The organism is Ruegeria sp. C9, assembly GCF_056537585.1.
Window position 1 is genome coordinate 63,239 of record NZ_JBQFRU010000001.1, and the last position, 24,089, is coordinate 87,327.

Sequence of the window (24,089 nt, forward strand, 5' to 3'; positions counted from 1 at the left end):
CGGTTCTGGCCCTAACGCCACAGACACCCGTACGCCAAAACCGATCAGAAAACTGGGTGCAAAACCCCCGTTCCATCCTTCTATGATCGGAGATTACGCAGATGAAGATGACCACTGAAGAAGCCTTTGTAAAAACCCTGCAGATGCATGGCATCGAACATGCGTTCGGTATCATCGGCTCGGCCATGATGCCGATCTCCGACATTTTTGGCAAAGCAGGCATCACTTTCTGGGATTGTGCCCACGAAGGGTCCGGCGGCATGATGGCTGACGGCTACACCCGCGCAACCGGCAAGATGTCGATGATGATCGCCCAGAACGGCCCCGGCATCACCAATTTTGTGACCGCAGTCAAAACTGCCTATTGGAACCACACTCCGCTGCTGCTGGTCACTCCGCAGGCCGCAAACAAGACCATGGGTCAAGGTGGTTTCCAGGAAATGGAGCAGATGCGCATGTTCGCAGACTGCGTTTGCTATCAGGAAGAGGTGCGTGACCCCAGCCGCATGGCAGAGGTTCTGAGCCGGGTGATCATGAACGCCAAGCGCGCGTCGGCACCTGCGCAGATCAACGTTCCGCGCGACTTCTTCACTCAGGTGATCGACATCGAGCTGCCTGCTGTTGTTGAGTTTGAACTGCCTTCGGGTGGTGCATCGGCCGTATCCGAAGCTGCCGCTCTGCTGTCGAACGCAAAGAACCCCGTTATTCTGAACGGTGCAGGCACCGTTCTGTCGAAAGGCGGCATCGAAGCGTCGAAAGCACTGGCCGAGCGTCTGGACGCTCCGGTCTGCGTTGGCTACCAGCACAATGACGCTTTCCCCGGTTCGCACCCACTGTTCGCTGGCCCGCTGGGCTACAACGGCTCAAAAGCCGGTATGCAGCTGATCAAGGAAGCAGACGTTGTTCTGTGCCTCGGCACCCGCCTGAACCCGTTCTCGACCCTTCCAGGCTACGGCATGGAGTACTGGCCTGCAGATGCAAAGATCATTCAGGTCGACATCAACCCCGACCGCATCGGCCTGACCAAGAAGGTTTCGGTTGGTATCGTGGGCGATGCGGCGAGCGTTGCCACGAGCATCCTGAACCAACTGTCCGACACAGCCGGTGACGAAGGCCGCGACGCGCGCAAGGCGAAAATCGCCGAAACCAAATCGCGTTGGGCGCAAGAGCTGACCTCGATGGACCACGAGCAGGACGATCCGGGCACCACCTGGAACGAGCGCGCTCGCGCTGCCAAGCCGGACTGGCTGAGCCCGCGCAAAGCATGGCGCGCGATCCAGTCCGCGCTGCCGAAAGAGGCGATCATCTCGTCCGACATCGGCAACAACTGCGCCATCGGCAACGCCTATCCTTCGTTTGAAGAAGGCCGCAAGTATCTGGCCCCCGGCCTGTTCGGCCCCTGTGGCTATGGTCTGCCTTCGGTCATTGGCGCGAAGATCGGCTGCCCGGATGTACCGGTTGTCGGCTTCTCTGGCGACGGTGCCTTCGGCATTGCAGTCACCGAACTGACCGCCATCGGTCGCGAAGAATGGCCCGCCATCACTCAGGTTGTGTTCCGCAACTACCAGTGGGGTGCGGAAAAGCGCAACTCGACCCTGTGGTTCGATGACAACTTCGTCGGCACCGAGTTGGACACCAAAGTGTCCTATGCCGGCATCGCCAACGCCTGTGGCTTGAAAGGCGTCATCGCACGCACTCAGGATGAGCTGACTGCGGCGCTGAGCCAGGCGATCGAGGATCAGAAGAACGGCATCACCACCCTGATCGAAGCAATGATCAACCAGGAACTGGGTGAACCCTTCCGTCGCGACGCGATGAAGAAGCCGGTTGAGGTTGCAGGTATCGACGCAAGCGACATGCGTCTGCAGCAGGTTTGATTGCTGTCAAAAACATAAGTCGGACCGGGTTCAACCGGTCTGCTTAAAGAAAAGCAGAGGAAGGGGGTGCCTGCACTCTCTTCCTCTATATGGTTGAGCCCGGTGTGCTTACGCTCCAGTGTGTTCAACACGTACAGGTACCAAGGCGATCCGCCACAGGGAGAGACAGCGTGAATCAACAACCGAACCTCAACCTATCCCCACCCGTGTCAGACGAGATCCGCCGGACTACATGCTACATGTGTGCCTGCCGCTGCGGTATCAACGTGCACATGAAGGATGGGAAGGTCGCCTATATCGAAGGCAATCGGGATCATCCGGTAAACAAGGGCGTTCTCTGCGCCAAAGGCAGCGCAGGAATCATGCAGGTGAACGCCCCGTCGCGCCTACGCGCACCGCTCAAACGCGTCGGCCCGCGTGGGTCTGGCGAGTTCGAAGAGATCAGTTGGGACGAGGCGCTCGAGATCGCTGTCGGTTGGCTAAAACCGATCCGCGAAGACAACCCTGAGAAACTGGCCTTTTTCACCGGCCGTGATCAGAGCCAGAGCTTCACCAGTTTCTGGGCACAGAATTTCGGCACCTGTAACTATGCGGCCCATGGCGGGTTCTGTTCGGTCAACATGGCAGCCGGTGGCATCTACACGATGGGCGGTGCATTCTGGGAATTCGGTCAGCCCGACTGGGATCACACCAAGCTGTTCATGCTGTTCGGCGTGGCAGAAGACCACGACAGCAACCCGATTAAAATGGGCATCGGCAAGATCAAGGCGCGCGGTGCCCGGGTGATTGGGGTAAATCCGATCCGCTCGGGCTATAACGCCGTGGCAGATGATTGGGTCGGCATCACCCCCGGTACCGATGGCCTGTTCATCTTGTCGATGATCCATGTGCTGATGAAGGCAGGCAAAATCGATCTGGATTACCTAAGTCGCTACACCAACGCGCCGGTCCTGATCAACGCATCCGACGGTCCGGAAAAGGGTCTGTTCCTGAAAGACGATGACGGCAAGCCATTGGTCATCGACCGCAATACCGGCAAGCTGACTGCTTTCGACACCCCCGGCGTCCGCCCTGACCTATCAGCGACCTACGAAAAGGACGGTGTCACCCACCGCCCCGTCTTCCACTACATGGCAGAACGGTATCTGGCGGATGAATACGCCCCCGAGGCAATCGCAGAAAAATGCGGCGTACCAGCGACCCGCATTCGCGCGATTGCTGGCGAGCTCGCCCGTGTGGCCTTTGATGAAGCGTTCGAACTGGACCATGAATGGATCGATTTCCGGGGCGAGAAACACTCGAAGATGATTGGTCGCCCCGTCGCGATGCACTCGATGCGCGGCGTTTCGGCCCACGCGAACGGTTTCCAGACCTGCCGCGCCCTGCATGTGTTGCAGATCCTGCTTGGAACGGTCGAAGTCCCCGGCGGCTTCCGCTTCAAGCCGCCCTACCCCAAGCCAGTTGAGGCGCATCCGACTCCGCATTGTAAGGTGACGCCGAATACACCTCTGGACGGGCCGCATCTGGGGTTTGTTCGCGGCCCCGAGCATCTGGCGCTGAAGGAAGACGGCAGCCCGGCGCGGATTGACAAAGCGTTTACATGGGAAAACCCGATGTCCAGCCACGGGCTGATGCACATGGTGATCTCGAATGCCCATGCAGGCGATCCCTACAAGATCGATACGTTGTTCATGTACATGGCCAACATGTCCTGGAATTCGACGATGAACACCAAGGGTGTCATGGACATGCTGACGGACAAGGATGAGAACGGCGACTACGTGATCCCGCATATCATCTATTCCGATGCTTATTCCTCGGAAATGGTGGCCTATGCCGACCTTATCCTGCCCGATACAACCTATCTGGAACGACACGACTGTATCTCGCTACTGGACCGCCCGATCTGCGAGGCCGAGGCAGCGGCAGACGCGATCCGCTGGCCGGTGATTGAACCCGACCGCGACGTACGCGGCTTCCAGTCGGTTCTGATCGATCTGGCCAACCGCATGGATCTGCCCGGCTTTACCAACGATGATGGCAGCGCCAAGTGGACGGATTACGCCGACTATATCGTCAACCACGAACGCAAGCCGGGCATTGGACCGCTTGCCGGTTTCCGGGGCGAAAACGGCGACAAGGAAGGTCGTGGCGAGGTTAACCCCGACCAATTGAACCAATACATCGAGAATGGTGGCTTCTTTGTCGCGCATATTCCCGAAGGTGCGGATTACTACAAACCTTGGAACACTGCCTATCAAGACTGGGCTGTGGGCATGGGTATCTATGACAGCCCACAGCCCTATCTATTCCAGCTCTATTCCGAGCCGATGCGTAAATTCCAACTGGCCGCCGAAGGCTACGGGGAACGCCAGCCCCCAGATCACCTGCGCGCGCAGATCCAAGATACAATGGACCCCCTGCCCATTTGGTACGAAACCGATCAGACCGGCAATGAAGGCTTCACCGTCAACGCTCTGACCCAGCGGCCAATGGCGATGTATCATAGTTGGGGCACACAAAACGCCTGGTTGCGTCAGCTGCATGGGCGCAACCCGCTATACGTCCCGACCAAGCTGATGCGTGAACACGGGCTGCAAGACGGCGATTGGGCCAAAGTCAGCTCTCCACATGGCGAGATCACGGTACCCGTCATGGAGATGGCCGCGCTGAACGACAATACCGTGTGGACTTGGAATGCCATCGGCAAGCGCAAAGGGGCCTGGGCTTTGCAGGAAGACGCCCCCGAGGCCACCAAGGGTTTCCTGCTCAACCACCTGATCCATGAGCTGCTGCCCCCCAAAGGTGACGGCCTGCGCTGGGCAAACTCTGATCCGATCACCGGTCAGGCCGCCTGGTTCGATCTGAAGGTGAAAATCGAAAAGGCCGCAGCTCCAAGCGATGCTGAAAGCCAGCCTGAATTCGCACCAATCAAATCGCCGGTCGGGCAGGGGCCAAAGGATTTGGCCTGGAAGGTGGGCAAATGACCCGATCCGTTCTTCATCTGGCTACAAATATCTCGGGGTCTGGGGCAGAGCCCCAGCCCGCCCTGACCACAATCGCAGAGGCAAGGCAGTCATGACCCAGCTCCCCCAATCAACCGAACGCAAGATGGGTCTGGTCATTGATCTGGACACCTGCGTTGGCTGCCATGCCTGCGTCATTTCATGCAAAGGCTGGAACACCGAAAACTACGGCGCGCCACTGTCGGATCAGGATGCTTATGGTGCTGACCCTTCAGGCACCTTCCTGAACCGGGTGCACTCTTACGAGGTGCAACCCGCCGAAGGGCATGCCCAATTGATCCACTTCCCAAAATCCTGCCTGCATTGTGAAGACGCACCCTGCGTGACCGTCTGCCCCACCGGTGCCAGCTACAAGCGGGTCGAGGACGGAATCGTTCTGGTCAACGAAAGTGACTGCATCGGCTGCGGCCTGTGCGCGTGGTCCTGCCCCTATGGCGCACGTGAGCTGGATCAGGCCGAAGGCGTTATGAAGAAATGCACGCTTTGCGTCGATCGGATTTACAACGAGAACCTACCCGAGGTGGATCGTGTGCCCTCTTGTGTGCGCACCTGCCCGGCAGGTGCCCGGCATTTTGGCGATCTCGGCGACCCTGGCAGTGATGTCAGCAGGTTGGTCGCCGAACGTGACGGCATGGATCTGATGCCTGAAATGGGCACCAAGCCCGTCAACAAGTACCTGCCGCCCCGACCCAAGGACAAAATTGAGGAGCAGATTGACATCCTGGCCCCTCTGCTGGCCCCGGTCGCCGAAGAGCCCAAGGGTTTCCTCGGCTGGCTCGACAAGACCCTGGAGAAGCTCTGATGCACCCGGCACCTTCCGTTATCATCTTTACCACCCTGTCCGGCCTCGGATTTGGACTCTTGTTCTTCCTGGGGCTCGGCATACCTGACGTCTCGGGCTGGGTCGCGTTTGTGTTTTTCGCAATTGCCTATGGCTTGTCCGTCGGCGGTTTGCTCGCGTCGACATTCCACCTCGGCCACCCAGAGCGCGCTTGGAAAGCCTTCACCCAATGGCGCTCAAGCTGGCTCAGCCGCGAAGGCTGGTGCGCGGTCATCGCGCTGCTCGTCATGGGGCTCTATGCAATTGGTGCGGTCTTTCTAGGCCAACGCTGGGGTGTGCTGGGCTGGATCGGGGCGGCATTCTCGCTGGCCACGGTCTTCACCACATCGATGATCTACACGCAGCTCAAGACCATCCCTCGCTGGAACATGAACCTGACACCGGCCATGTTCTTGTCGTTCAGCATTGCAGGCGGTGCTTTGTTGGCCGGAGCGGAAGCGCTTGCCCCTTGGTTGCTGGCTATTGCCGGCGCTGTACAGCTTGCCTATTGGGCCAAGGGCGACGATGCGTTGTCCCGATCGGGAACCACGCTGGCAACCGCGACAGGGCTTGGTGAGCGAGGCGCTGTCCGCGCATTCGAACCACCTCATACAGGTACAAACTATCTGCTGCGTGAGTTTGTGCATGTGGTCGGTCGGAAGCATGCGCAGAAACTACGGATGATATCTTTTGGTCTGGCTTTTGTGCTGCCTTTACTGCTGCTTCTGATCCCTTTTGGCGGCGTTCTGATCAAGCATGTCTTTGCGCTTGTGGCGGTGTTGTCGCATGTCACCGGCGTTGCTGTTTCACGCTGGTTGTTCTTCGCGCAAGCAGAGCATGTGGTTGGGTTGTACTACGGCAAGCGTTGATGGGGGCTCTGCCCCTGTCGCGGCAAGCCGCGCCTCACCGAGGTATTTCTAGCCAGATGAAGTTTGGATCCCGAATTAGAAAGGGCGGCGCTCGATCTTCGAGGCCGCCCTTACGAGTCCGTATATTGATTTCAGATTAATCCAGCATGCGCCATTGCTGCTTCGATAGCGGCTTTGGTGCTGTCTTCCAGCTCGGTCAGAGGCGAGCGCACTTCGGTGCTACACAGGCCAAGTTTACTGAGCGCGTATTTTGCGCCAACCAGACCGGGCTCGATGAAGATCGCTTCGTGCAGGGGCATCAGGCGGTCCTGATACTCCAGCGCCATTTCGTAGTCGCCATTCAGCGTTGCCTGCTGGAATTCAGCACAGAGCTTCGGAGCCACGTTTGCGGTGACCGAGATGCAGCCCACTCCGCCATGAGCATTGAAGCCCAGTGCAGTCGCGTCTTCCCCGGATAGCTGGCAGAAATCCGCACCACAGCTTGCACGCTGCTGGCTGACGCGCGCCAGATCTCCGGTCGCGTCCTTGACTCCGATGATGCGCGGCAGTTTCGCCAACTCACCCATCGTTGCAGGAGTCATGTCGATGACCGAACGACCCGGGATATTGTAGATGATGATCGGGATATCGGCACTGTCATGCAGAGTTTGGAAATGCGCCAGCAGCCCCTTCTGGGTCGGCTTGTTGTAATAGGGGGTTACGACCAGCGCCGCATCCGCACCGATTTTTTGCGCAAACTGAACAAACCGAATTGCCTCGACAGTATTGTTGGAGCCCGCGCCTGCGATGACAGGCACGCGACCTGCTGCAGCCTTCACCACTTCGGCGATAACCGTTTCATGTTCTTCATGGCTGAGGGTCGGGCTTTCGCCGGTCGTACCAACCGGAACCAGACCGGTCGAACCTTGCTGTATTTGCCATTCCACCAGGTGTTTGAGCGTTTCCAGGTCCAACGCGCCGTTGCTGAACGGGGTGACCAGGGCTGGCATTGAGCCTTTAAACATGGAACGCTCCTTAGGTGTTTTTTGCGCACCGGTCTGTCACGATTAAGGGTTTGTGAGTTGATCCCGGCGGCGCAAGGTTTATCCTGCATGGCTGTATCCTTGGTTTGTTGGGGAATGCAAGGGATGAGACGTATTCTGTCGCTTGGAATAGCGATGATTCTGGCGCTGATGCTACAGCCGCATGCCACTCGTGCGGACGCGACGCAGGATTTGCGCGCGGGGCTCTATGAGATGCGCAAGGGCGATTGGAATACCGCGCTGCGCGTTGCAGGCCAGCGTGGATCGGTGGCGCGTGACATTATTGTCTGGCATTGGCTACGCGAAGGTTTTGGCAGCTCGGGCGATGTGCTGGTGTTTCTTGAGCGGCGCCCGGATTGGCCCGGTTTGGCCTGGCTGCGCCGTAAAAGCGAGCCATCATTCACCGGGGCCGATCCGAATCGAGTTCTGAAATTCTACGAAGGGATGCCTCCGCAAACAGCAGAAGGTGCTTTGAATTATGCCGTGGCTTTGAAAAGCCAAGGCCGCAATGGTGAAGCAGAAGCCGACGTCGTAACCGCTTGGCGGACCATGCCGATGGGGTCGGGCCTGCAAAAGGATTATCTTGAGAACTTCGGGAAACTTCTGAGACCACATCACGAGGCCAGGTTGGATCGGATGTTGTGGGATGGGCATCTGGTCAGCGCCGGGCGGATGCTGCCCCTGATCAACTCTGATCAGCGCAAACTGGCCGAGGCGCGCATTGCCCTGCAAAAGCGCGAAAACGGAGTGGACGGCAAAGTCGCCGCAGTGCCGGAATCACTGGCCAAAGACCCTGGCCTGGCATTTGATCGTTTCGTGTGGCGGGATCGCAAAGAACTGGACGACAGCGCCATTGATCTGATGTTGGCACGCTCGACCGGACCAAAATCGCTGGGTGAACCCGACAAATGGGCGGAAGGGCGACGCAGACTGGCACGTCTTGAGATGCGCACGGGAGATGCCGAACGCGCCTATGCGATTGCCGCCAATCACCACATGACCCCCGAAATGGGCTATGGCTACGCTGATTTAGAGTGGCTCTCGGGATTTCTGGCGCTGCGCAAGCTGAATGATCCGGCCACGGCGGTGCGGCATTTCCAGAATTTCTCGGAGGCGGTGCAATCGCCGATTTCGAAGGGTCGAGGTGGATATTGGCTGGGCCGCGCCTATGCGGCGCAGGGGGATGCTGACAAGGCGCACGAGGCTTATGCCGAAGGCGCGAACTATCAGACCTCGTTCTACGGGTTGCTGGCCGCGGAACAAATCGGCCGTCCGTTTGACAGCGAATTGGCCAACCCACGCCGCGCGCCGCATTGGAAACAAGCCGCATTCGCTGACTCAAGCGTGTTGGAGGCTGGATTGCTGTTGCAGCGCGCAGGAGAGGGAAACCTTTCAGAACGGTTTCTTACCCATTTGGTGGAAGGTCTCGATCAAACCCAGGCCGCTCAGCTGGGTGACCTGGTGATCGAACTGAACGAACCGCATCTGGCCGTCATGATCGCCAAGCGCGCGGCAACAACCGGTGTTGTTTTGCCTGCCGCTTATTACCCAGTGCACCCGGTCGCAGATATGGGACTTCCCATGGCGAAGGAAATGACGCTGGCAATTGCCCGACGCGAAAGTGAGTTCGATCCGGTAGTCATCAGTGGCGCAGGCGCGCGCGGTTTGATGCAGGTCATGCCCGCTACCGCCAAACTTGTGGCTCAGGATTTGGGTATTCTGGGTGGCCATAAAACCGCGCGCCTAACCTCGGACTGGCAATATAACGCAAAGCTGGGGGCGAATTATCTTGCAACGCTTGCAGAGGACTTCAACGGCAATGTCGTGATGATGGCCGCTGGATATAACGCGGGGCCAAGACGGCCGATTTCGTGGATGGAACGCTATGGCGACCCGCGCCGGGGCCAGGTGGACGTGATCGACTGGATCGAGACCATTCCTTTCAAGGAGACGCGCAACTATGTCATGCGTGTCGCCGAAAGCCTGCCGGTCTATCGCGCTCGGCTTGGGCAGCCAGCTTTACCAGTGCCATTCTCAAAGGAACTAACCGGTTCGACCCTTTCGTCGTTCGCGCCATAAGGTGAACAGGCCCGCCGCGATCACCAAAGCTGCGCCCAGAACAACCTCGGGGCGCAGCGTCTCGTGGAAGATCGTGATGCCCAGAATTGCGCTCCACATCAGATGGAAATAGGCAAAGGGTTGCACGGCGCTGGCCTCTGCCATTTCGTAGCACTTAATCAATAGCCAGTGTCCCAGAGCGCCTGCGATGCAAAGCAACCCCATCCAAAACCAATCGCTGCTGGCCATGGGTTCCCAAAACCAGACACCAACAGCAGTCATTGCGACTGCACCAGCCACCCCAGTCCAGAAAAAACTGGTCGCAGTACTGTCCCGCCGAGCCGCATACCGTGTCAGTAGGCCATAAATCGCGAACATAAACGCCGAGATCAGCGGGATCACAGCCCAAGGGTTGAACACACCGGCACCGGGCTGCAGGATGATCAACACCCCGATGCAGCCGACCCCGATGGCGGCCCAGCGACGCCAGCCGACTTTCTCACCCAGAACCGGCCCGCTGAGGGCAGCGATCAGCAGCGGATAGCTGATGAAAACGGCCTGGCTTTCAATCAAGCCCAGAATGGTAAAGCTGAAAACGGCGACACAAATTTCTGCGGCCAGTAACACACCCCGGAATATCTGGAGTCCCAACTGGCTGGTTTGCGCCGCCGCCCGCAAACCTCCGCTAGATCTCGCAGCCAGAGCAATCACGAATGCGGCAAAGAACCAGTACCGGATCATCACCACCATATACGTATTGTAGGTACCGGCCAGATGGCGCGAAATCCCATCCTGCAAAGCAAACACGATCGTCGCGCTGACCATAAGCGCTATACCGGCGTTGACGTTGTTCTTCTGGCTCATTGCTTCACCGCCCGGGTCATGTGCCGTTTACGGCCAAAGCCGGGGCTGCGGGTAACATCAAAACCTGCGTCGGATAGGCCCCGACGCACGAAACCCGCGGCAGTATAGGTTGCCGCTGTACCGCCTTGAATCGTGTGCTCCGCCACCTGCTGCATCAGTTCAGCCTCCCACAGCTCGGGGTTTTTTGCGGGTGAGAAGCCATCCAGAAACCACGCATCTGCCTCACCTGCCCATGTGGGCAAGGTCTGGCGCGCGTCTCCGACCATGACCTCAAGATGCAACGTGTCCAGCACGCATTTCTGCCCATTCCATGTTTTCAGAAAGCGATCGGCCCACGGTGTCATCTCGGGGAAGGCGGCTAAAGCACGCGCCATATCGTCAGGCGCCATCGGAAAGGCCTCGAAGCTGGTGAACCGTAAAGGTGTAGTCTGCCCTGCTGCTTCCCACGCCGACCACGCGGTCAACAGATTCAGGCCGGTGCCAAAGCCTAGTTCAGCGATGTGAAACCCCGGTACAAAGCGCGTTGGCAGATCGTTGCCTGCCAGAAACACATGACGCGTTTCCTCTAACCCGTTCTGCAACGAGTAATAGGGGTCATCGAACCGATCCGAGACCGGGATCTGGTCTTCCGTCCAAGTAAGTTCGGCACGCTGGTCTGCCATCGGGGAATCCTGTAGCTAAGCGGCGCGACACTGAACAACGAAAAGGGGATTGGCAATGGTCGATGTGACGGTGCGGGGCGCAGGAATATTTGGCCTCTCCATCGCCTGGACCTGCGCACGGCGCGGCGCGAAGGTTCAGATCGTCGACCCATTTGGTCCGGGCGCGGGGTCCAGTGGAGGGCTTGTTGGCGCGCTGGCCCCACATGTGCCCGAAAACTGGAACACCAAAAAGGCGTTCCAGTTTGAAAGTTTAATCATGGCTGAACCGTTCTGGAAACAGGTCGAGGCCACCGGTGGTGTGTCGCCCGGCTACGCACGTCTTGGGCGTCTGCAACCCATACCAGACGCACGCGGTTTGGAGCTGGCCCAAGCGCGTGAACAAACAGCTGCAACACTCTGGCAGGGTCAGGCTAATTGGCGCGTCCGGTTTATAGATCAGATTGGTGCCTGGTGCCCACCCAGCCCGACGGGATATGTCGTCCACGATACGCTAAGCGCGCGCATGCACCCAAGGCGTGCCTGCGCAGCGCTGGTGGCCGCGCTTGCCGTAATGGGAGTAGAAGTTACCGCCGAAGCGCCCGACAAGGGACAAGTCGTACACGCCACTGGACTTGCGGGTCTGCAAGAGCTCAGCAAGGCGTTTGGCAAGACAATCGGTAACGGCGTGAAAGGACAGGCGGCGTTGCTGCGATTTGATGCGGGCGACGTACCACAGTTGTTTGCCGATGCTGTTCATATCGTGCCTCATGCCGATGGAACGTTGGCCATTGGCTCGACATCAGAACGCGAATACGACGATCCGACCAGCACAGATGCCGCTCTGGACGATGTACTGGACCGCGCCATGCGTGCCGTGCCGGTCCTGCACGGGGCGGAAGTAATCGAACGCTGGGCCGGTGTCCGCCCCCGCAGCAAAAGCCGCGCGCCGATGCTGGGCGCGCATCCCCTGCACAAAGGGCAGTTTATCGCCAATGGGGGATTCAAGATCGGTTTTGGTATGGCACCGAAGATGGCCGAGGTCATAGCCGACTTGATGCTGGAAGGGCGCGATAGAATCCCGCAGGATTTTCTGCCCGAAGCTTCACTCTGATTGCGGTATTGCCTTGGCTGACATGCATTGTCGGCCTCCGGGTCCACGCACCCAAAACTCCTGACCGTTCCGACACAGGGTCGCCGTTTCGAAATGCATCAGCGGCGACGATGCGCGAAACGTAAACTCCGCCAGAGGCCCCATCAGATCGGTTGCGAACAACATGAGGAATTGGGCCAGCAGAGGCCCATGGACAACCAGCCCGGCATAGCCTTCCACGTCGCGTGCATAGTCAAGATCGTAATGGATCCGGTGACCGTTGAACGTCAGCGCCGAATAGCGGAACAACAGGGTTGTATCAAATTCAACAATGCGGTGATCCAACTCATCCGTTCGAGCCATCGGAACTTTTGGAGCCGGTGCGTCTGATGAGGGATCTTCACGATAAACCAGATCCTGCCATTCGGTCACGCTCAGCGCGCCCTTTTGCCAAATCTCGTGACGCAGTGTGACAAATGCCAACGGTCCGCTACGTCCTGTCTTTGCCACGGCGCTTTCTCTGACCGTCCGACGCTCGGCTGCGACCCCTGCCACAAAGGGCTGATGAAACTGCAGTCGCCCACCTGCCCACATGCGCCTTGGTAGTCCCATATCGGGGATCAGACCTTGGCCTACCCGAGGATGTCCATCACGCCCCAGATCGCTCGGCACATGCGGCGACCAGAAATAGAGCTGATGAAAGAAGGGAGGTAGTACTGAGCCTGCCTCAATCGTCGGTTCCTGCCCCAATGCTACCTGCAGTGCAGCCGCTCGGGCAGGATCTATGACATCGGCCTGAGTCTCGATCTGGTCTTGATCCTTCATCAGCATAACCTAGAAGTTGCGGTACAGACCGGCAAGCAAAGGGGATTAAAACCCGGCCTCTGCCCGCAGCTTCTGCATCAGGTTATGCAGCGTATGCTCGTAGCGGTCGTTAGACAGCCGCCCGTCTGCATCAAATTCATTCGAACTGTCCGCCAAGTGAAGCTCGGGACCTTGCAGAATGCGTGGCTGAAAGGGGACCATGAAGGACCGCAAGATCATTTGCGCCCGCTCCCCCCCGGCCCGGCCCGCAGCCGCAGACATGACGGCGAGCGGTTTATCTATCCAAGGCTTGCCCTTCGTCCGGCTGACCCAGTCCAGCGCGTTTTTTAGAACACCCGAAGGCCCTTTGTTGTATTCCGGGGTTGATATGATCACCGCGTGGGCTTGGGCAATCTGATCGGCCAAAACCTGCACGGCTTCAGGTATGCCTTCGCCAACTTCGAGATCGCCGTCATAAAGCGGCAGATTGAGATCAGCTTCAATGAACGTGCCGGGTTCGAACAGGCGTGCAGCTTCGCGCAGCAATTTACGGTTGGTCGCATCCTGCCGTAGCGAGCCGGAAAGGCCAAGAAGGATCGGTTGGGACATGGGGAAACTCCGCTTTGGTGTTTCCCCTTAGTTATCCCGAGACACCATCGAACCAAAGGCCCGATGACGCGCAGTCATTGTGCGCGAGACGCGTGATCAGGTGTTGTCGCTGGGAACCACCACAATCTCGACCCGCCGGTTCTGGGCTTTTCCCTCGGGTGTCAGGTTCGATGCGATCGGGTTGTTTTCACCTTGCCCGACAGTAGTGATACGGGCGTAGCTGACACCATTGGCCTGCAGAATATCAGCCACCGCATTGGCGCGGCGTTCAGACAGTCCGAGGTTGTAGGACGCCTCTCCGTCACTGTCAGTATGACCGATAATCTGGACATTCGAATTCGGGTAGTTAACCAAATTCTGCCCCACCTTCACCAAATCGGCACGCAAGGCCGGGCGCACGGTGGAACTGTCGGTGTCAAAGGTGATGTCATTCGGAACCGTGACGATCAGGCGATCACCCGCGTTGACGATCGTGATGCCGTCATTTGCCAACTGCTGCCGCAGCTCTGCAGCCTGCCGGTCAAGTTGGTTGCCGATCACGCCACCGCCTGCGGCACCGATGGCACCACCGGCCAACGCCCCCAACAGTGGATCAGAGTCATTGGCAATTGCGCCCACACCAGCGCCGATCAGACCACCCAGCAACGCGCCTTGCTTGGCATTCTGGTTGGGATCGTTCTGCACGCTGAGAGTGCCCGGGTCGGTACACGCCCCCAAAAACAGGGCTGAACACAGTCCAACCGTCAGTACACATTTGGAAATCGTCATTGAATCACCTTCTGCTCACGTACCCGTTCACCGGGTTTGTTTCGTTCCGCTTAGTATAACACAGTGAGAACAAAGAGCCTCAAGCAACAATTGAGTGAAATCGGCGAATACCTGCCATTCAGGCGACCCCTTTGGAGCTATCCCAGCTGTTCTGCTCCTGCCAGATCGCGCGCAGAGGTTCCCCTTGCCCGCAGAAATGATCCTCGGTCAGTTCGCATGCCCAGATCCGATCTGTGCGGAAATGGCGAAACCCGTTTCGCAGCTCGCACCACGCGGCCAGCATGGTGCATTCAATATGGTAGATCAGGGCGACGGGCCGTATCGTGCGCTCGGTACGCTCATCTTCCGAATTCACGTAGGTGATGCGAATTTTACGTTCAGCCCGGATCGCTTCGCGATAGTTCACGACGGGCACACATCCCTTTTCCGGATCATCCATCGGTGCACCCCAGGGCGCAACCTGTAGCCAGTCGGCTGGCGCGCGCAGGGCCTCGATCTTCCGACAAACTCGGTCAGCGGCCTGTTGCAAGGTGCTGTCACCCGTGCGGGCCAGCATCGACAGGCCCACCCAGAGGGCCTCAACCTCTTCCGCATCGAAATTCAATGGCGGCAGATCATAGCCGCGCCGCATCAAGTAGCCAACACCCGCTTCGCCTTCGATTGGCGTACGCTGGGCCTGCAACGCGGCAATATCGCGGTAGACGGTGCGCACCGAAACCTCGAGCTTGGCGGCCAACGCATCGGCCGTCACGGGCGCTTCAGCAGCACGCAAGATCTGAATGATTTCGAACAGACGTGTCGATCGGCGCATCCGGGTCTCCTAAAGATCTGCTGACAACTTAGCACACCCCCCTGACAAGGTGGTGTCAGGAGTGTTGGGCGAAGATTGGGCAATTGCAACTCAGGAGAGTGACCATGCCCTACCTCGACAATCACGTCATGATGACCTTGAAACTGGATCGCTGGTCCCAAGATCACGTTTTGCGCGGATTCGAAATCGAACGTGAAATTGCCGCCGCACGGGAACGCCAAGTTATACGCCCGGTCAAACGCACCAGGCGGTTTTCGCTGGGAAACCTGAAGATGCTTTGGACCAGTAACGCTTAGAATCAGAACTCGGCTGGCGCGCGAAATTTCATCGACACCCCGCCTTCGGGATTTTTGAGGCGCAGTTCTTCCGAATGAAGCATCAACCGCGGGAAGTCGCGCGCCGCGCCATCGGCATAAAACGGATCACCCAAGATAGGATGCCCCAGCGCCCGCATATGAACCCGCAACTGGTGCGATCGTCCGGTCTTGGGAGACAGGCGAACACGCGTTGTCTCGCCCTCGTATTTAACCACGCGCCAATCCGTAACAGCAGGCTTGCCGGTGTCGTGACAAACCATCTGACGGGGGCGATTGGGCCAATCGACGATCAGCGGCAGGTCAACCGTTCCCGTTTTTGGTTCTACCCGCCCCCATACGCGCGCGACATAAGTTTTGCGGGTCTGGCGATTTTCGAACTGTAGCCCCAGATGCCGCTGGGCATGCGGCGTCTGTGCAAACACCATTACACCGGATGTATCCCGATCCAACCGATGCACCAGCAACGCTTGTGGAAACGCAACTTGCACGCGGGTTAGCAGACAATCAGCAAGATGCGCGCCCCGCCCCGGCACCGATAACAAACCCGCCGGCTTGTTCACCACGATCAATTGCGTGTCTTCAAACAGCACATCCAGAGGGGAGTTTGGGGGATCATAGGTTTCGCTCATGCGCGCTTGCCTATCTCAGGCGGCCCCCTCCCGCAACGTCGTCCTTGCGTGAGTGAAAAGGTTCAGCAACTCTTTGGTCAACAAGAGGGAAGACGGTATGCACCCGACGATCAAACGAATGCAAGAAGTGGTGGCCAAAGGCGATGAAGGCCTGATCCAAGAGTTGCTGGCCGAAGATGTGCGGTTTTCACCACCCACTTACTACAGCACCTGGACCGGGCGTGAACCTGTTGCAGCGGTTCTGGGTCATGTGGGTCAGGTGTTTTCCGAATTTCAGTATCGTCGGATCATGGGCGACGGCGACGATTGGGCATTGGAGTTTCAATGCAAAGTCGGTGCCTTGGACGCCGTGGGTGTAGACTTGATCACGCTGAACGCAGACGGACTTATTCAGGAATTTGAGGTCGTCATGCGTCCTTACAAGACCGTCGGAGCCTTGCGCGAAGCCATGATGGCACGAGTCATGAAAGATGCGCGCTTTCTAAAGTTCAAAGATGCGCTGAGCTAACGGTTCCTTTGCCTGTTGCCGCCGATCAAATTCTCAGAATTCCGCTTTTGCCTATTCTGGCCATTCAGGGGATCGCGGTAAGACGCAATGCGCAATTTCTGCCAGAACCGACTGGTCCCCGCCAAGGGCGTGCAGGGCGTGGGCCCAAACTGCGCTTGTTGATCACCGGGGACAGCTCGGCCGCTGGCGTTGGGGCGGGCACACAAGGCCAGGCGCTATCCGGGCAACTGGTCGGCCAATTGGCAAAGCGTTATACCGTGGAATGGCGGCTTGAGGCGGCCACCGGGCATACCACTCAAAACACAATTGAGCAGCTGCAAGGGCTTTCCGAACAGTTTGATGTAGCCATAACGGCGCTGGGTGTGAACGACGTGACCCGAGCGGTAAGCAGACAAAGCTTTGAGGACCACCAAGCACGCCTATTGGACCTTCTGACCGGGCCGATGAAAGCCCGGCAGGTGATCGTGTCTGCGGTTCCTCAGATGGCGCGTTTTCCCGCTCTGCCTCAGCCGCTCGCCTGGTTTTTGGGGCAACAGGCTGCAAGGCTGGATCACGGCTTGCAGAAGGTGGCTGCAGCATATCCGCAAGTTTCACATCTGGCGCTGAACCTGCCCGATGGCCCGGCGCTCGCCGCGCCGGACGGATATCATCCAAGTCCCAAGACCTATGCAATCTGGGCGGAGCAGCTTGCCCAGCTCATTCGCTAGGCCTGAGACCGTATTTGCCGGATCATCGGGATCGAATACACAATCAACCCGGCCCAGATCAGGGGAAACGCGATCAATCTTGCCTGATCAATACGCTCTCCGAACAACGTGATCGCGGTGATAAAAATCATCGTGGGCGCGATGTACTGCAGGATACCCATCGTCGACAGACGCACCAGTTTGGCCCCATTGGCATAAAGCAGCAACGGAATTGCAGTCACCAGCCCCGCGCCCGCAAGCAGCGCAGTGTCTGACACGGCTGCTCCAAAATGCCCGGCACCACTTGTTCCAAGCCAGGTGACGTAGGCCAGGGCGGGTATCAGTAGAATCAGGACTTCCAACAAAAACCCTTGGTTGGGCCCAATTGGGAGTGAGCGCTTGAAGAACGCATAAAACCCCCAGCTGAACATTAAGCCCAAAGCCGCCCAGGGTAAGCTTCCCGCCTGAAACACTAGTACCAACACCCCCAAAGCGGCCAACCCGACCGCAACCAACTGTGTTCGGTTCAGAGGTTCACGCAGCAATATCGCACCCAACGCAATGCTGAACAAAGGGTTGATGTAATAGCCCAAAGCCGCGTCCAGCGCATGCCCCGATGAAATCGCCCAGACATAAATCGCCCAGTTGACTGAGATCAGCGCCGCTGTAATTGCCGCCATACCCAACATTTTGGGATTGCGAAGTGCAGTTTTCAGCTCGCCGGTCCGCCCGAGCGCTATCAGCATCAGCCCGGCCACCGGCACCGACCAGATCACCCGATGCGCGACAACTTCGATCGGGCCAATATGTTCCATCGCTTTCATGTAAAGCGGCAGAAAGCCCCAAAGCACATAGGCCATCACAGCCAACGCCAGCCCTTTGGGCGTATCGGTATTGTTTGGTGGTACGCGGGTGTCTGCCACAGAGAGTCTCCGACTGATACCGTGTTTCTCTACGGCAAATCAGATGGGCTTGGGAACTATCAAAACTGTGAAGCAGGGCATCAAAGTTTCTGATAGGTCGCGCGTTCTGCAGCCAACCTACATGCGAAGCGCTGTCTCACGCTCATGGATATTGTTGGCCAGATGAGCAGGTGATCCCTTGTTCATCTGGCCACAAATACTCTCGCGAGCGTCGCCCGGTACGGACGGTGGGGCAGAGCCTACCCCTGTCGATATTTTCTAGACTTTGACCCGCTCGGATTTCGCATCATACATCGGTTTCAACGACGCCTCTGCCTGGACTTTCACACCACAGACATCGATCTCATAGGTCGAGGCCAGCACGTCTGCAGGCTTTTCGCCCTCGCAGGGCACATAGCCCAGACCAATGGCACCACCCAGCGTGTGACCATAATTGCCCGAGCTAAGGTAACCTACATATTCACCATCGCGCACGATTGGTTCGTTGTGGAACAACAGTGGTTCGGGATCAGTCAGTCTAAACTGGACAAGCCGGTTCTTGGGCCCGCTTTCCTTTCGGGCCATCACCGCCTCGCGACCGATGAAATCGCTGCCTTTGTCCACTTTGACGGCAAATCCCAATCCCGCGTCGACCACGTGATCCTCGCAGGTGATGTCATGACCGAAATGGCGAAAACCCTTCTCGATCCGGCAACTGTCCATCATGTGCATGCCGCAGAGTTTCAGGCCCATATCTTGTCCGGCTTCGTGCAGCGCCTCAAAAACATGACCTGCCATGTCGGACGACACATAGATCTCCCACCCTAGCTCACCCACATAGGTCACCCTGTGGGCGCGAGCGAGACCCATACCGATCTCAATCTGTTGTGCTGTGCCAAAGGGGTTAGTCCTGTTCGAGAAATCAGCGGGCGAAACCTTTTCAAGCAATGCACGCGCATTCGGCCCCATGACGGCCAAAACGCCCTCGCCAGCGGTGACATCGGTGATAACAACACTGAAGCCGCCTGCATGACGCATCATCCAGGTCTGATCCGCCAACCGGGTCGCCGCGGGGGTGACGACCAGGTAGGCGGTCTCAGTCAACCGTGTGACCGTGACATCTGCTTCGATCCCACCGCTACGGTTCAGAAATTGGGTGTAGACGATCTTGCCATTGGGCACTGAATAATCGCCGCCGCCGATATAGTTCATGAATTTCTCGGCATCCGGCCCTTCGACGCGGATTTTGCCGAAGGACGACATGTCATACATGCCTACATTTTCGCGCACGGCACGGTGTTCGGCAGCCGAATTCTCGAACCAGTTCTGCCGTTTCCAGCTGTATTGATACTCCCGTTCCTGCCCTTCGTTGGCAAACCAATTGGCGCGCTCCCACCCAGCCAATTCGCCCATCACGGCACCCTGCTCGATCAGGTGGTGGTGAAACGGTGTCCGGCGCACACCGCGCGCGGTGGCCTTTTGGCGATAGGGATAGTGGTCGGCATAAAGCAGGCCGAGCGTCTCTTTCGAACGTTCAAAGAGGTACTGCTTGTTGCCCTGAAACGGCTGCATGCGACTGATGTCAACATCGCCCAGATCGAACGGTTTCTCGCCCGAGTCCATCCACTCGGCCAGTGCCATACCGGCACCACCCGCCGACTGAATACCAATCGAATTGAACCCTGCAGCGACCCAAACGTTATCCACCTCGGGGGCGAGTCCCAAGTGATAGGCATCATCCGGCGTAAAGGATTCGGGGCCGTTAAAGAAGGTGTGAATCCCCGCCTCGGCCAACATCGGCATCCGATTGCAGGCCGCTTCGAGTATTGGTTCAAAGTGATCGAAATCCTCTGGCAACTGGTCGAATTCGAAACTGTCGGGGATGCCGTTCATCGCCCAGGGTTTTGCATTTGGCTCAAACGCGCCCAGCAGGATTTTTCCGGCATCCTCTTTGTAGTAGGCACATTCATCCGGTACGCGCAGCACCGGCAGTTGGGTCAGCCCGTCGATCCCTTCGGTCACGATATAGAAATGTTCGCAGGCGTGAAGCGGCACGTTCACTCCTGCCATCTTACCAACCTCGTGGCCCCACATGCCCGCACAGTTCACCACCATGTCGCATTCGATATGGCCCGAGGCACTGCCATCATCTGCAACCCAATCCACGCCGGTGACCTGACGGCCCTGCTTGACGACATCGGTAACTTTCACACGTTCCTTGACGATGCCACCGCGTTGGCGCGCACCTTTGGCCAAAGCCAGTGCAATGTTTGCCGGATCACCCTGCCCATCGAGCGGCAGGTAGACCGCGCCTTTGACCCCTTCGAGGTTCAGATGGGGATACAGCTCTTGCACACGATCATTGCCGATCTCTTCGACCTCAACCCCGAAAGCACGTGCCATGGCGGCCTGACGATAGATCTCTTCCTTCCGCTCTTCAGTCAGCGCCACCGTGATCGATCCGCAACGCTTGAACCCTGTGGCAACGCCAGTTTCTTCCTCAAGTGCGCCATAGAGTTCCTGACTGTACTTGGCCAGCTTGGTCATGTTTGCGGTCGCGCGCAGTTGCGCAATCAGACCTGCAGCATGCCATGTGGTGCCGCTGGTCAGTTGCTTGCGCTCAAGCAACACAACATCGGTCCACCCTTTCTTGGTAAGGTGATACGCGACCGAGCATCCGATGACGCCGCCGCCGATGATGACCACACGGGCCTTGGTGGGAAGATCAACCATCCTGATGTCTCCGCTGTCTCAGGTTTTTTGCAAAATGCCATGAAGGATCGACAAAAAAAGCATCAAAAACGTCATCTCAATCGCGAAAATCACCTATATTCTGCACGTCTTTTTTGACGTCTCAGAACAAACGGAGTGACGCCAAAGACGCTTTTGTAAACGGATGAGAATCCGTTTGGAAAGCCGCACACCAAGCCGATTTCCCGCACGCTCATCGTTGTGTTCAAAAGCAGGTTGTTGGCTTTGGCCAAGCGCATTTCTCGGTAGAATCCGTTTGGAGTGGTTGCGAAAGTTGCCTTGAACTTGCGCTCAAGCGATCTGTTCGACACGTGTAACATGTCAACGATCTGATTGATCGGTAGCGGTTCTTCAATATTTGCCTGCATCAGCTTGATACACTGATCCAGCTTTGCATCACCCGTGGCTGTATTCCTAGCGCCCGAAAACGGCTGCATGGATGAGAAATCGCGGATGTTCTCGTGCAGCATGATGTCCGCAACTGTCATCTTGGCGGCACCCGAAATGTGCCGCCCAATCACCGCCAGTGCCACATCCGTCGTTGCCTCCATTCCCGCGCAGGTGACCACCGAACCCTGTTCGGTCGCAATTGAAAGCTTGGCCTCAAACCGCGCGCCACGTTCGCGTAAGAAAGAGGCGTTTTCCCAATGGGTTGCCATATGATCAGCGCCGTTTTCGTCGATGTACCTGCTTGCCGCTTCGGCCAGCAAAAAGACCTGGGCTCCCCGGTACGTATAGTCGGGCACGACGCGACCTAAAGAAAGCTCTGGCTGATCCGGATCCGAGTTTCCGATCACAAACAGATAATCCGCATCGGGCTGCGCAGGTATGGTTTCGGTCGACACCGTCGCGCAACTGCTGCTTTCAACAGGTCCCCCCTTTCGGGACCGGTATGTGAATGTGAACGGAGGATGCGCGCATACCCGGTTGGCCAGGCGCAACACATCGACCAACGAGGCCAATTCAAGCAACACGAAACCGGGTGCAACCAGAATATCGAAATGCTGCTGATCCCGTTCTTTTCGCCGTTCAGGTTTGTTGCGGATCGACATGAGGCACACTCAAACAATTGTGTGCCCAGCCGCGCGTAAACTGTCGGCAAGGGTTTCGATGTGATCTGGCCCAACTTCGCAGCAACCGCCAACAATCGTCGCGCCCTGTGCCACCCAGCCCATGGCATGCTGCGCATAGGCGTCAGGGTCTAGGTCATGACGGCTTTCCAGAGAGTCAACCGTCGGGGCATCCTTCAAAAAACCGTCTTTGATACCAGTAAAGCCATTGGCATAAGCGCCGAACGGGCGACCCAGCTTTGCGATGATCTCCAGTGCAGCCGGAATCGCTTCCGGGCGCGCGCAGTTGATCAAAACGGCCTCGGGGGCGTAACGCGCAACAAGCGGGGCGATGTCCTCCAGCGCTTCGCCTGACCGCAATCGCGTGCCGTCATCATCCATAACCGACATTGCCAGCCAGACGGGTTTGCCGCAATTCTCGGTACCGCGAAGCGCACCTTCGGCTTCCAGAACCGAGGACACGGTTTCGATCAGGAACAGATCAACCCGGTCTGCCATCAGTTGAGCCAGCTCGGCAAATTTTTCAGCCGCATCGTCTGGGTCGGGGTTCAGATCGGGCCGGTAGCTGGCCAAAAGCGGACCAAGCGCACCAGCGATACGACCGTCAGTTCCCTCGCAAGCCTGCTCGGCCCGCGAAAGAGCAACCTCGATCAGAAGTGGCATCTGGTCTTCGATCCCCTCACGCACCAACCGCGAGCGGTGAATGGCATAGGTATTGGTGGTGGCAATCGTCGCGCCACTGCGGAAATAGGCCGCGTGAACTTCGGTCAGCAAGTCAGGTTTGTCGATCATCACCCGCGTTGACCACAAAGGCGTGGGCTGGTCACCGCTGCGTTTCACCAGTTCCTGCCCGATCGAGCCATCTAAAAGCGTAATGTCAGCCATCTACCCCCCTTTCACGGTATTAATACCAGTTTCCCGGGCAAGGTCTTGGACATAAAATCCTCTTGCGCCTGAACAATGTCACGCAACGGGTAGGTTTTTGAGATCAAAGGCCTGATCTGACCTGCATTCATCAGCACAACAAGTCGGCCAAAGACTTCGGGAGGCTGATGGGTGCAGCCATGGATTGTGATGTCGCGCAGATAGATGTCTCGCAAATCGGCGCTGACGATGGGGCCAGCGATTGCACCTGACACCGCATAGTGCCCGCCGGGTTTCAGCGCCAGTATGAGATCGGGCCAAGCCGAGCCGCCCACCACATCGATGACGACATCGAACAAATCCTTCGGCAGTTGCGCATCCCGGTCAAAGGTTGCCGACGCCCCCTGCGCTTTGACCACATCCGCCTTGGCAGCACTTGTCACCCCCCAGACCGTCGCTCCTCGTAGCGCCGCGAGCTGGACCGCGGCGAGGCCCACACCGCCTGAAGCCCCTGTGATCAGCACTGTGTGGCCTGCCGACACACCAGCGCGAGTCAGCAGGTTTTCTGCGGTCCCAAACGCGCAGGGAATAGCGGCGATTTCCACGTCTGATAGGGGCGAGGCGGTCACATCATAGAGATCATTGCTATCGACCAGACAGTATTGGGCAAACGCTCCGTCGATTTCTGAACCAAGCGCGATAAAACCATGCGGTCTACCCGGCCCCGGGCGTGGCAAGTTGATAGGACAGGTCACGCGTTGGTCGGGCTTGAACGCTGCCCCCGGTCCAGCCTCTTCAACAATCCCACACAGATCACCGCCTTGGATGCGGGGAAAGTGCAGCGCACCTCCCCACCCGCCGGCCTCAACCTGCTGATCTACCGCATCCGTCGCTTCTGTAACATCCGGCGAGTACCAGCCGATCCGCGTGTTGATGTCGGTGTTGTTCACCCCGGCAGCGGCGACGCGCACCAGAACCTGCCCTGGACCGGGGGTCGGAACGGGGACGCTTTCCCGCCATTCCAACACCTCAGGACCTCCATGGCCAGTCAGATATACGCCTTCCATCTGCCGGGTCATATCAGCGCCTTTCTGTCGTAGGGG

The 24,089-nt window shown here is 58.0% G+C and carries 22 protein-coding genes; 9 read left to right on the top strand and 13 right to left on the bottom strand.

Annotated features, from left to right (window positions below; translation table 11 throughout):
- Nucleotides 1-101 precede the first annotated feature (101 nt).
- The 4 genes from xsc to ACR0NE_RS00320 all read left to right on the top strand — a co-directional run bounded on the left by xsc (nucleotide 102) and on the right by ACR0NE_RS00320 (nucleotide 6,592).
- Nucleotides 102-1,877 carry a sulfoacetaldehyde acetyltransferase gene (xsc, locus tag ACR0NE_RS00305; protein ID WP_170425785.1) on the top strand — a complete coding sequence of 592 codons (1,776 nt, stop codon included), beginning with the start codon at nucleotides 102-104 and terminating at the stop codon, nucleotides 1,875-1,877.
- A 170-nt stretch (nucleotides 1,878-2,047) separates the two neighbouring features.
- On the top strand, nucleotides 2,048-4,864 hold the full coding sequence (locus ACR0NE_RS00310; protein ID WP_170596828.1) for a molybdopterin oxidoreductase family protein: 2,817 nt from the start codon (nucleotides 2,048-2,050) through the stop codon (nucleotides 4,862-4,864).
- Nucleotides 4,865-4,955: 91 nt separating this feature from the next.
- A complete protein-coding gene (locus ACR0NE_RS00315; RefSeq protein WP_170596827.1) occupies nucleotides 4,956-5,705 on the top strand; it encodes a 4Fe-4S dicluster domain-containing protein in 750 nt (249 codons plus the stop codon).
- Nucleotides 5,705-6,592 (top strand): DmsC/YnfH family molybdoenzyme membrane anchor subunit, encoded by an 888-nt coding sequence (locus tag ACR0NE_RS00320; protein ID WP_170596826.1) that lies wholly within the window; start codon nucleotides 5,705-5,707, stop codon nucleotides 6,590-6,592. Before ACR0NE_RS00315 ends, ACR0NE_RS00320 begins: the two co-directional genes overlap by 1 nt.
- A 131-nt stretch (nucleotides 6,593-6,723) precedes the next feature.
- Here the strand turns inward: ACR0NE_RS00320 and dapA are convergent, their stop codons facing one another.
- Nucleotides 6,724-7,596, bottom strand: a complete 873-nt coding sequence (dapA, locus tag ACR0NE_RS00325) for a 4-hydroxy-tetrahydrodipicolinate synthase (protein ID WP_170406596.1) — start codon at nucleotides 7,594-7,596, stop codon at nucleotides 6,724-6,726.
- 123 nt (nucleotides 7,597-7,719) lie between these two features.
- Between dapA and ACR0NE_RS00330 the strand changes: the two genes are divergently transcribed.
- The gene (locus tag ACR0NE_RS00330; RefSeq protein ID WP_170596825.1) at nucleotides 7,720-9,693 is read left to right on the top strand and encodes a transglycosylase SLT domain-containing protein; all 1,974 of its coding nucleotides are present in this window, start codon (nucleotides 7,720-7,722) and stop codon (nucleotides 9,691-9,693) included.
- On the opposite strand, the gene ACR0NE_RS00335 is transcribed toward ACR0NE_RS00330, so the two are convergent.
- Together ACR0NE_RS00335 and mnmC2 are read right to left on the bottom strand one after the other, a co-directional pair.
- Nucleotides 9,658-10,536: a DMT family transporter gene (locus ACR0NE_RS00335; RefSeq protein WP_170596824.1), complete on the bottom strand. Its 879-nt coding sequence runs from the start codon at nucleotides 10,534-10,536 to the stop codon at nucleotides 9,658-9,660. The genes ACR0NE_RS00330 and ACR0NE_RS00335 overlap by 36 nt on opposite strands.
- On the bottom strand, nucleotides 10,533-11,198 hold the full coding sequence (mnmC2, locus tag ACR0NE_RS00340) for a tRNA (5-methylaminomethyl-2-thiouridine)(34)-methyltransferase MnmC2 (protein ID WP_170596823.1): 666 nt from the start codon (nucleotides 11,196-11,198) through the stop codon (nucleotides 10,533-10,535). The genes ACR0NE_RS00335 and mnmC2 overlap by 4 nt, the downstream gene beginning before the upstream one ends.
- A 55-nt stretch (nucleotides 11,199-11,253) precedes the next feature.
- On the opposite strand from mnmC2, the gene ACR0NE_RS00345 reads away from it, so the two are divergent.
- A complete protein-coding gene (locus ACR0NE_RS00345; RefSeq protein WP_170596822.1) occupies nucleotides 11,254-12,288 on the top strand; it encodes an NAD(P)/FAD-dependent oxidoreductase in 1,035 nt (344 codons plus the stop codon).
- Here ACR0NE_RS00345 and ACR0NE_RS00350 read toward each other — a convergent pair.
- From ACR0NE_RS00350 to ACR0NE_RS00365, 4 genes are all read right to left on the bottom strand, one after another.
- On the bottom strand, nucleotides 12,280-13,092 hold the full coding sequence (locus ACR0NE_RS00350; protein WP_170596821.1) for an HTD2 family dehydratase: 813 nt from the start codon (nucleotides 13,090-13,092) through the stop codon (nucleotides 12,280-12,282). The two genes, ACR0NE_RS00345 and ACR0NE_RS00350, sit on opposite strands and share 9 nt — an antisense overlap.
- Before the next feature lie 45 nt (nucleotides 13,093-13,137).
- Nucleotides 13,138-13,680 (bottom strand): NAD(P)H-dependent oxidoreductase, encoded by a 543-nt coding sequence (locus tag ACR0NE_RS00355; RefSeq protein WP_170596820.1) that lies wholly within the window; start codon nucleotides 13,678-13,680, stop codon nucleotides 13,138-13,140.
- Nucleotides 13,681-13,776: 96 nt separating this feature from the next.
- The gene (locus ACR0NE_RS00360) at nucleotides 13,777-14,448 is read right to left on the bottom strand and encodes a YiaD family glycine zipper/OmpA-like lipoprotein (RefSeq protein WP_170398755.1); all 672 of its coding nucleotides are present in this window, start codon (nucleotides 14,446-14,448) and stop codon (nucleotides 13,777-13,779) included.
- A 118-nt stretch (nucleotides 14,449-14,566) separates the two neighbouring features.
- A complete protein-coding gene (locus ACR0NE_RS00365; protein WP_170406614.1) occupies nucleotides 14,567-15,259 on the bottom strand; it encodes a helix-turn-helix transcriptional regulator in 693 nt (230 codons plus the stop codon).
- Nucleotides 15,260-15,363: 104 nt separating this feature from the next.
- Here ACR0NE_RS00365 and ACR0NE_RS00370 point away from each other — a divergent pair, with 104 nt between their 5' ends.
- Nucleotides 15,364-15,555 (top strand): hypothetical protein, encoded by a 192-nt coding sequence (locus ACR0NE_RS00370; RefSeq protein ID WP_170398761.1) that lies wholly within the window; start codon nucleotides 15,364-15,366, stop codon nucleotides 15,553-15,555.
- 2 nt (nucleotides 15,556-15,557) lie between these two features.
- On the opposite strand, the gene ACR0NE_RS00375 is transcribed toward ACR0NE_RS00370, so the two are convergent.
- Nucleotides 15,558-16,205: an RluA family pseudouridine synthase gene (locus ACR0NE_RS00375; RefSeq protein ID WP_170596819.1), complete on the bottom strand. Its 648-nt coding sequence runs from the start codon at nucleotides 16,203-16,205 to the stop codon at nucleotides 15,558-15,560.
- A gap of 97 nt (nucleotides 16,206-16,302) precedes the next feature.
- On the opposite strand from ACR0NE_RS00375, the gene ACR0NE_RS00380 reads away from it, so the two are divergent.
- Nucleotides 16,303-16,713: a nuclear transport factor 2 family protein gene (locus tag ACR0NE_RS00380; protein ID WP_170398766.1), complete on the top strand. Its 411-nt coding sequence runs from the start codon at nucleotides 16,303-16,305 to the stop codon at nucleotides 16,711-16,713.
- Nucleotides 16,714-16,760: 47 nt separating this feature from the next.
- Nucleotides 16,761-17,420: an SGNH/GDSL hydrolase family protein gene (locus ACR0NE_RS00385; protein ID WP_170596818.1), complete on the top strand. Its 660-nt coding sequence runs from the start codon at nucleotides 16,761-16,763 to the stop codon at nucleotides 17,418-17,420.
- On the opposite strand, the gene rarD is transcribed toward ACR0NE_RS00385, so the two are convergent.
- The 5 genes from rarD to ACR0NE_RS00410 all read right to left on the bottom strand — a co-directional run bounded on the left by rarD (nucleotide 17,417) and on the right by ACR0NE_RS00410 (nucleotide 24,065).
- Complete coding sequence (rarD, locus tag ACR0NE_RS00390) at nucleotides 17,417-18,322, bottom strand: EamA family transporter RarD (RefSeq protein WP_170596817.1); 906 nt, start codon at nucleotides 18,320-18,322, stop codon at nucleotides 17,417-17,419. The genes ACR0NE_RS00385 and rarD overlap by 4 nt on opposite strands.
- Nucleotides 18,323-18,580: 258 nt before the next feature.
- Nucleotides 18,581-21,034 carry a GcvT family protein gene (locus ACR0NE_RS00395; RefSeq protein WP_170596816.1) on the bottom strand — a complete coding sequence of 818 codons (2,454 nt, stop codon included), beginning with the start codon at nucleotides 21,032-21,034 and terminating at the stop codon, nucleotides 18,581-18,583.
- Between the two features lie 89 nt (nucleotides 21,035-21,123).
- Nucleotides 21,124-22,104, bottom strand: coding sequence for a helix-turn-helix domain-containing protein (locus ACR0NE_RS00400; RefSeq protein ID WP_170398776.1), 981 nt, complete (start codon nucleotides 22,102-22,104; stop codon nucleotides 21,124-21,126).
- Nucleotides 22,105-22,113: 9 nt separating this feature from the next.
- Complete coding sequence (locus ACR0NE_RS00405; protein WP_170596815.1) at nucleotides 22,114-23,007, bottom strand: homocysteine S-methyltransferase family protein; 894 nt, start codon at nucleotides 23,005-23,007, stop codon at nucleotides 22,114-22,116.
- Nucleotides 23,008-23,018: 11 nt separating this feature from the next.
- A complete protein-coding gene (locus tag ACR0NE_RS00410; protein WP_170596814.1) occupies nucleotides 23,019-24,065 on the bottom strand; it encodes an alcohol dehydrogenase family protein in 1,047 nt (348 codons plus the stop codon).
- Nucleotides 24,066-24,089 lie beyond the last annotated feature (24 nt).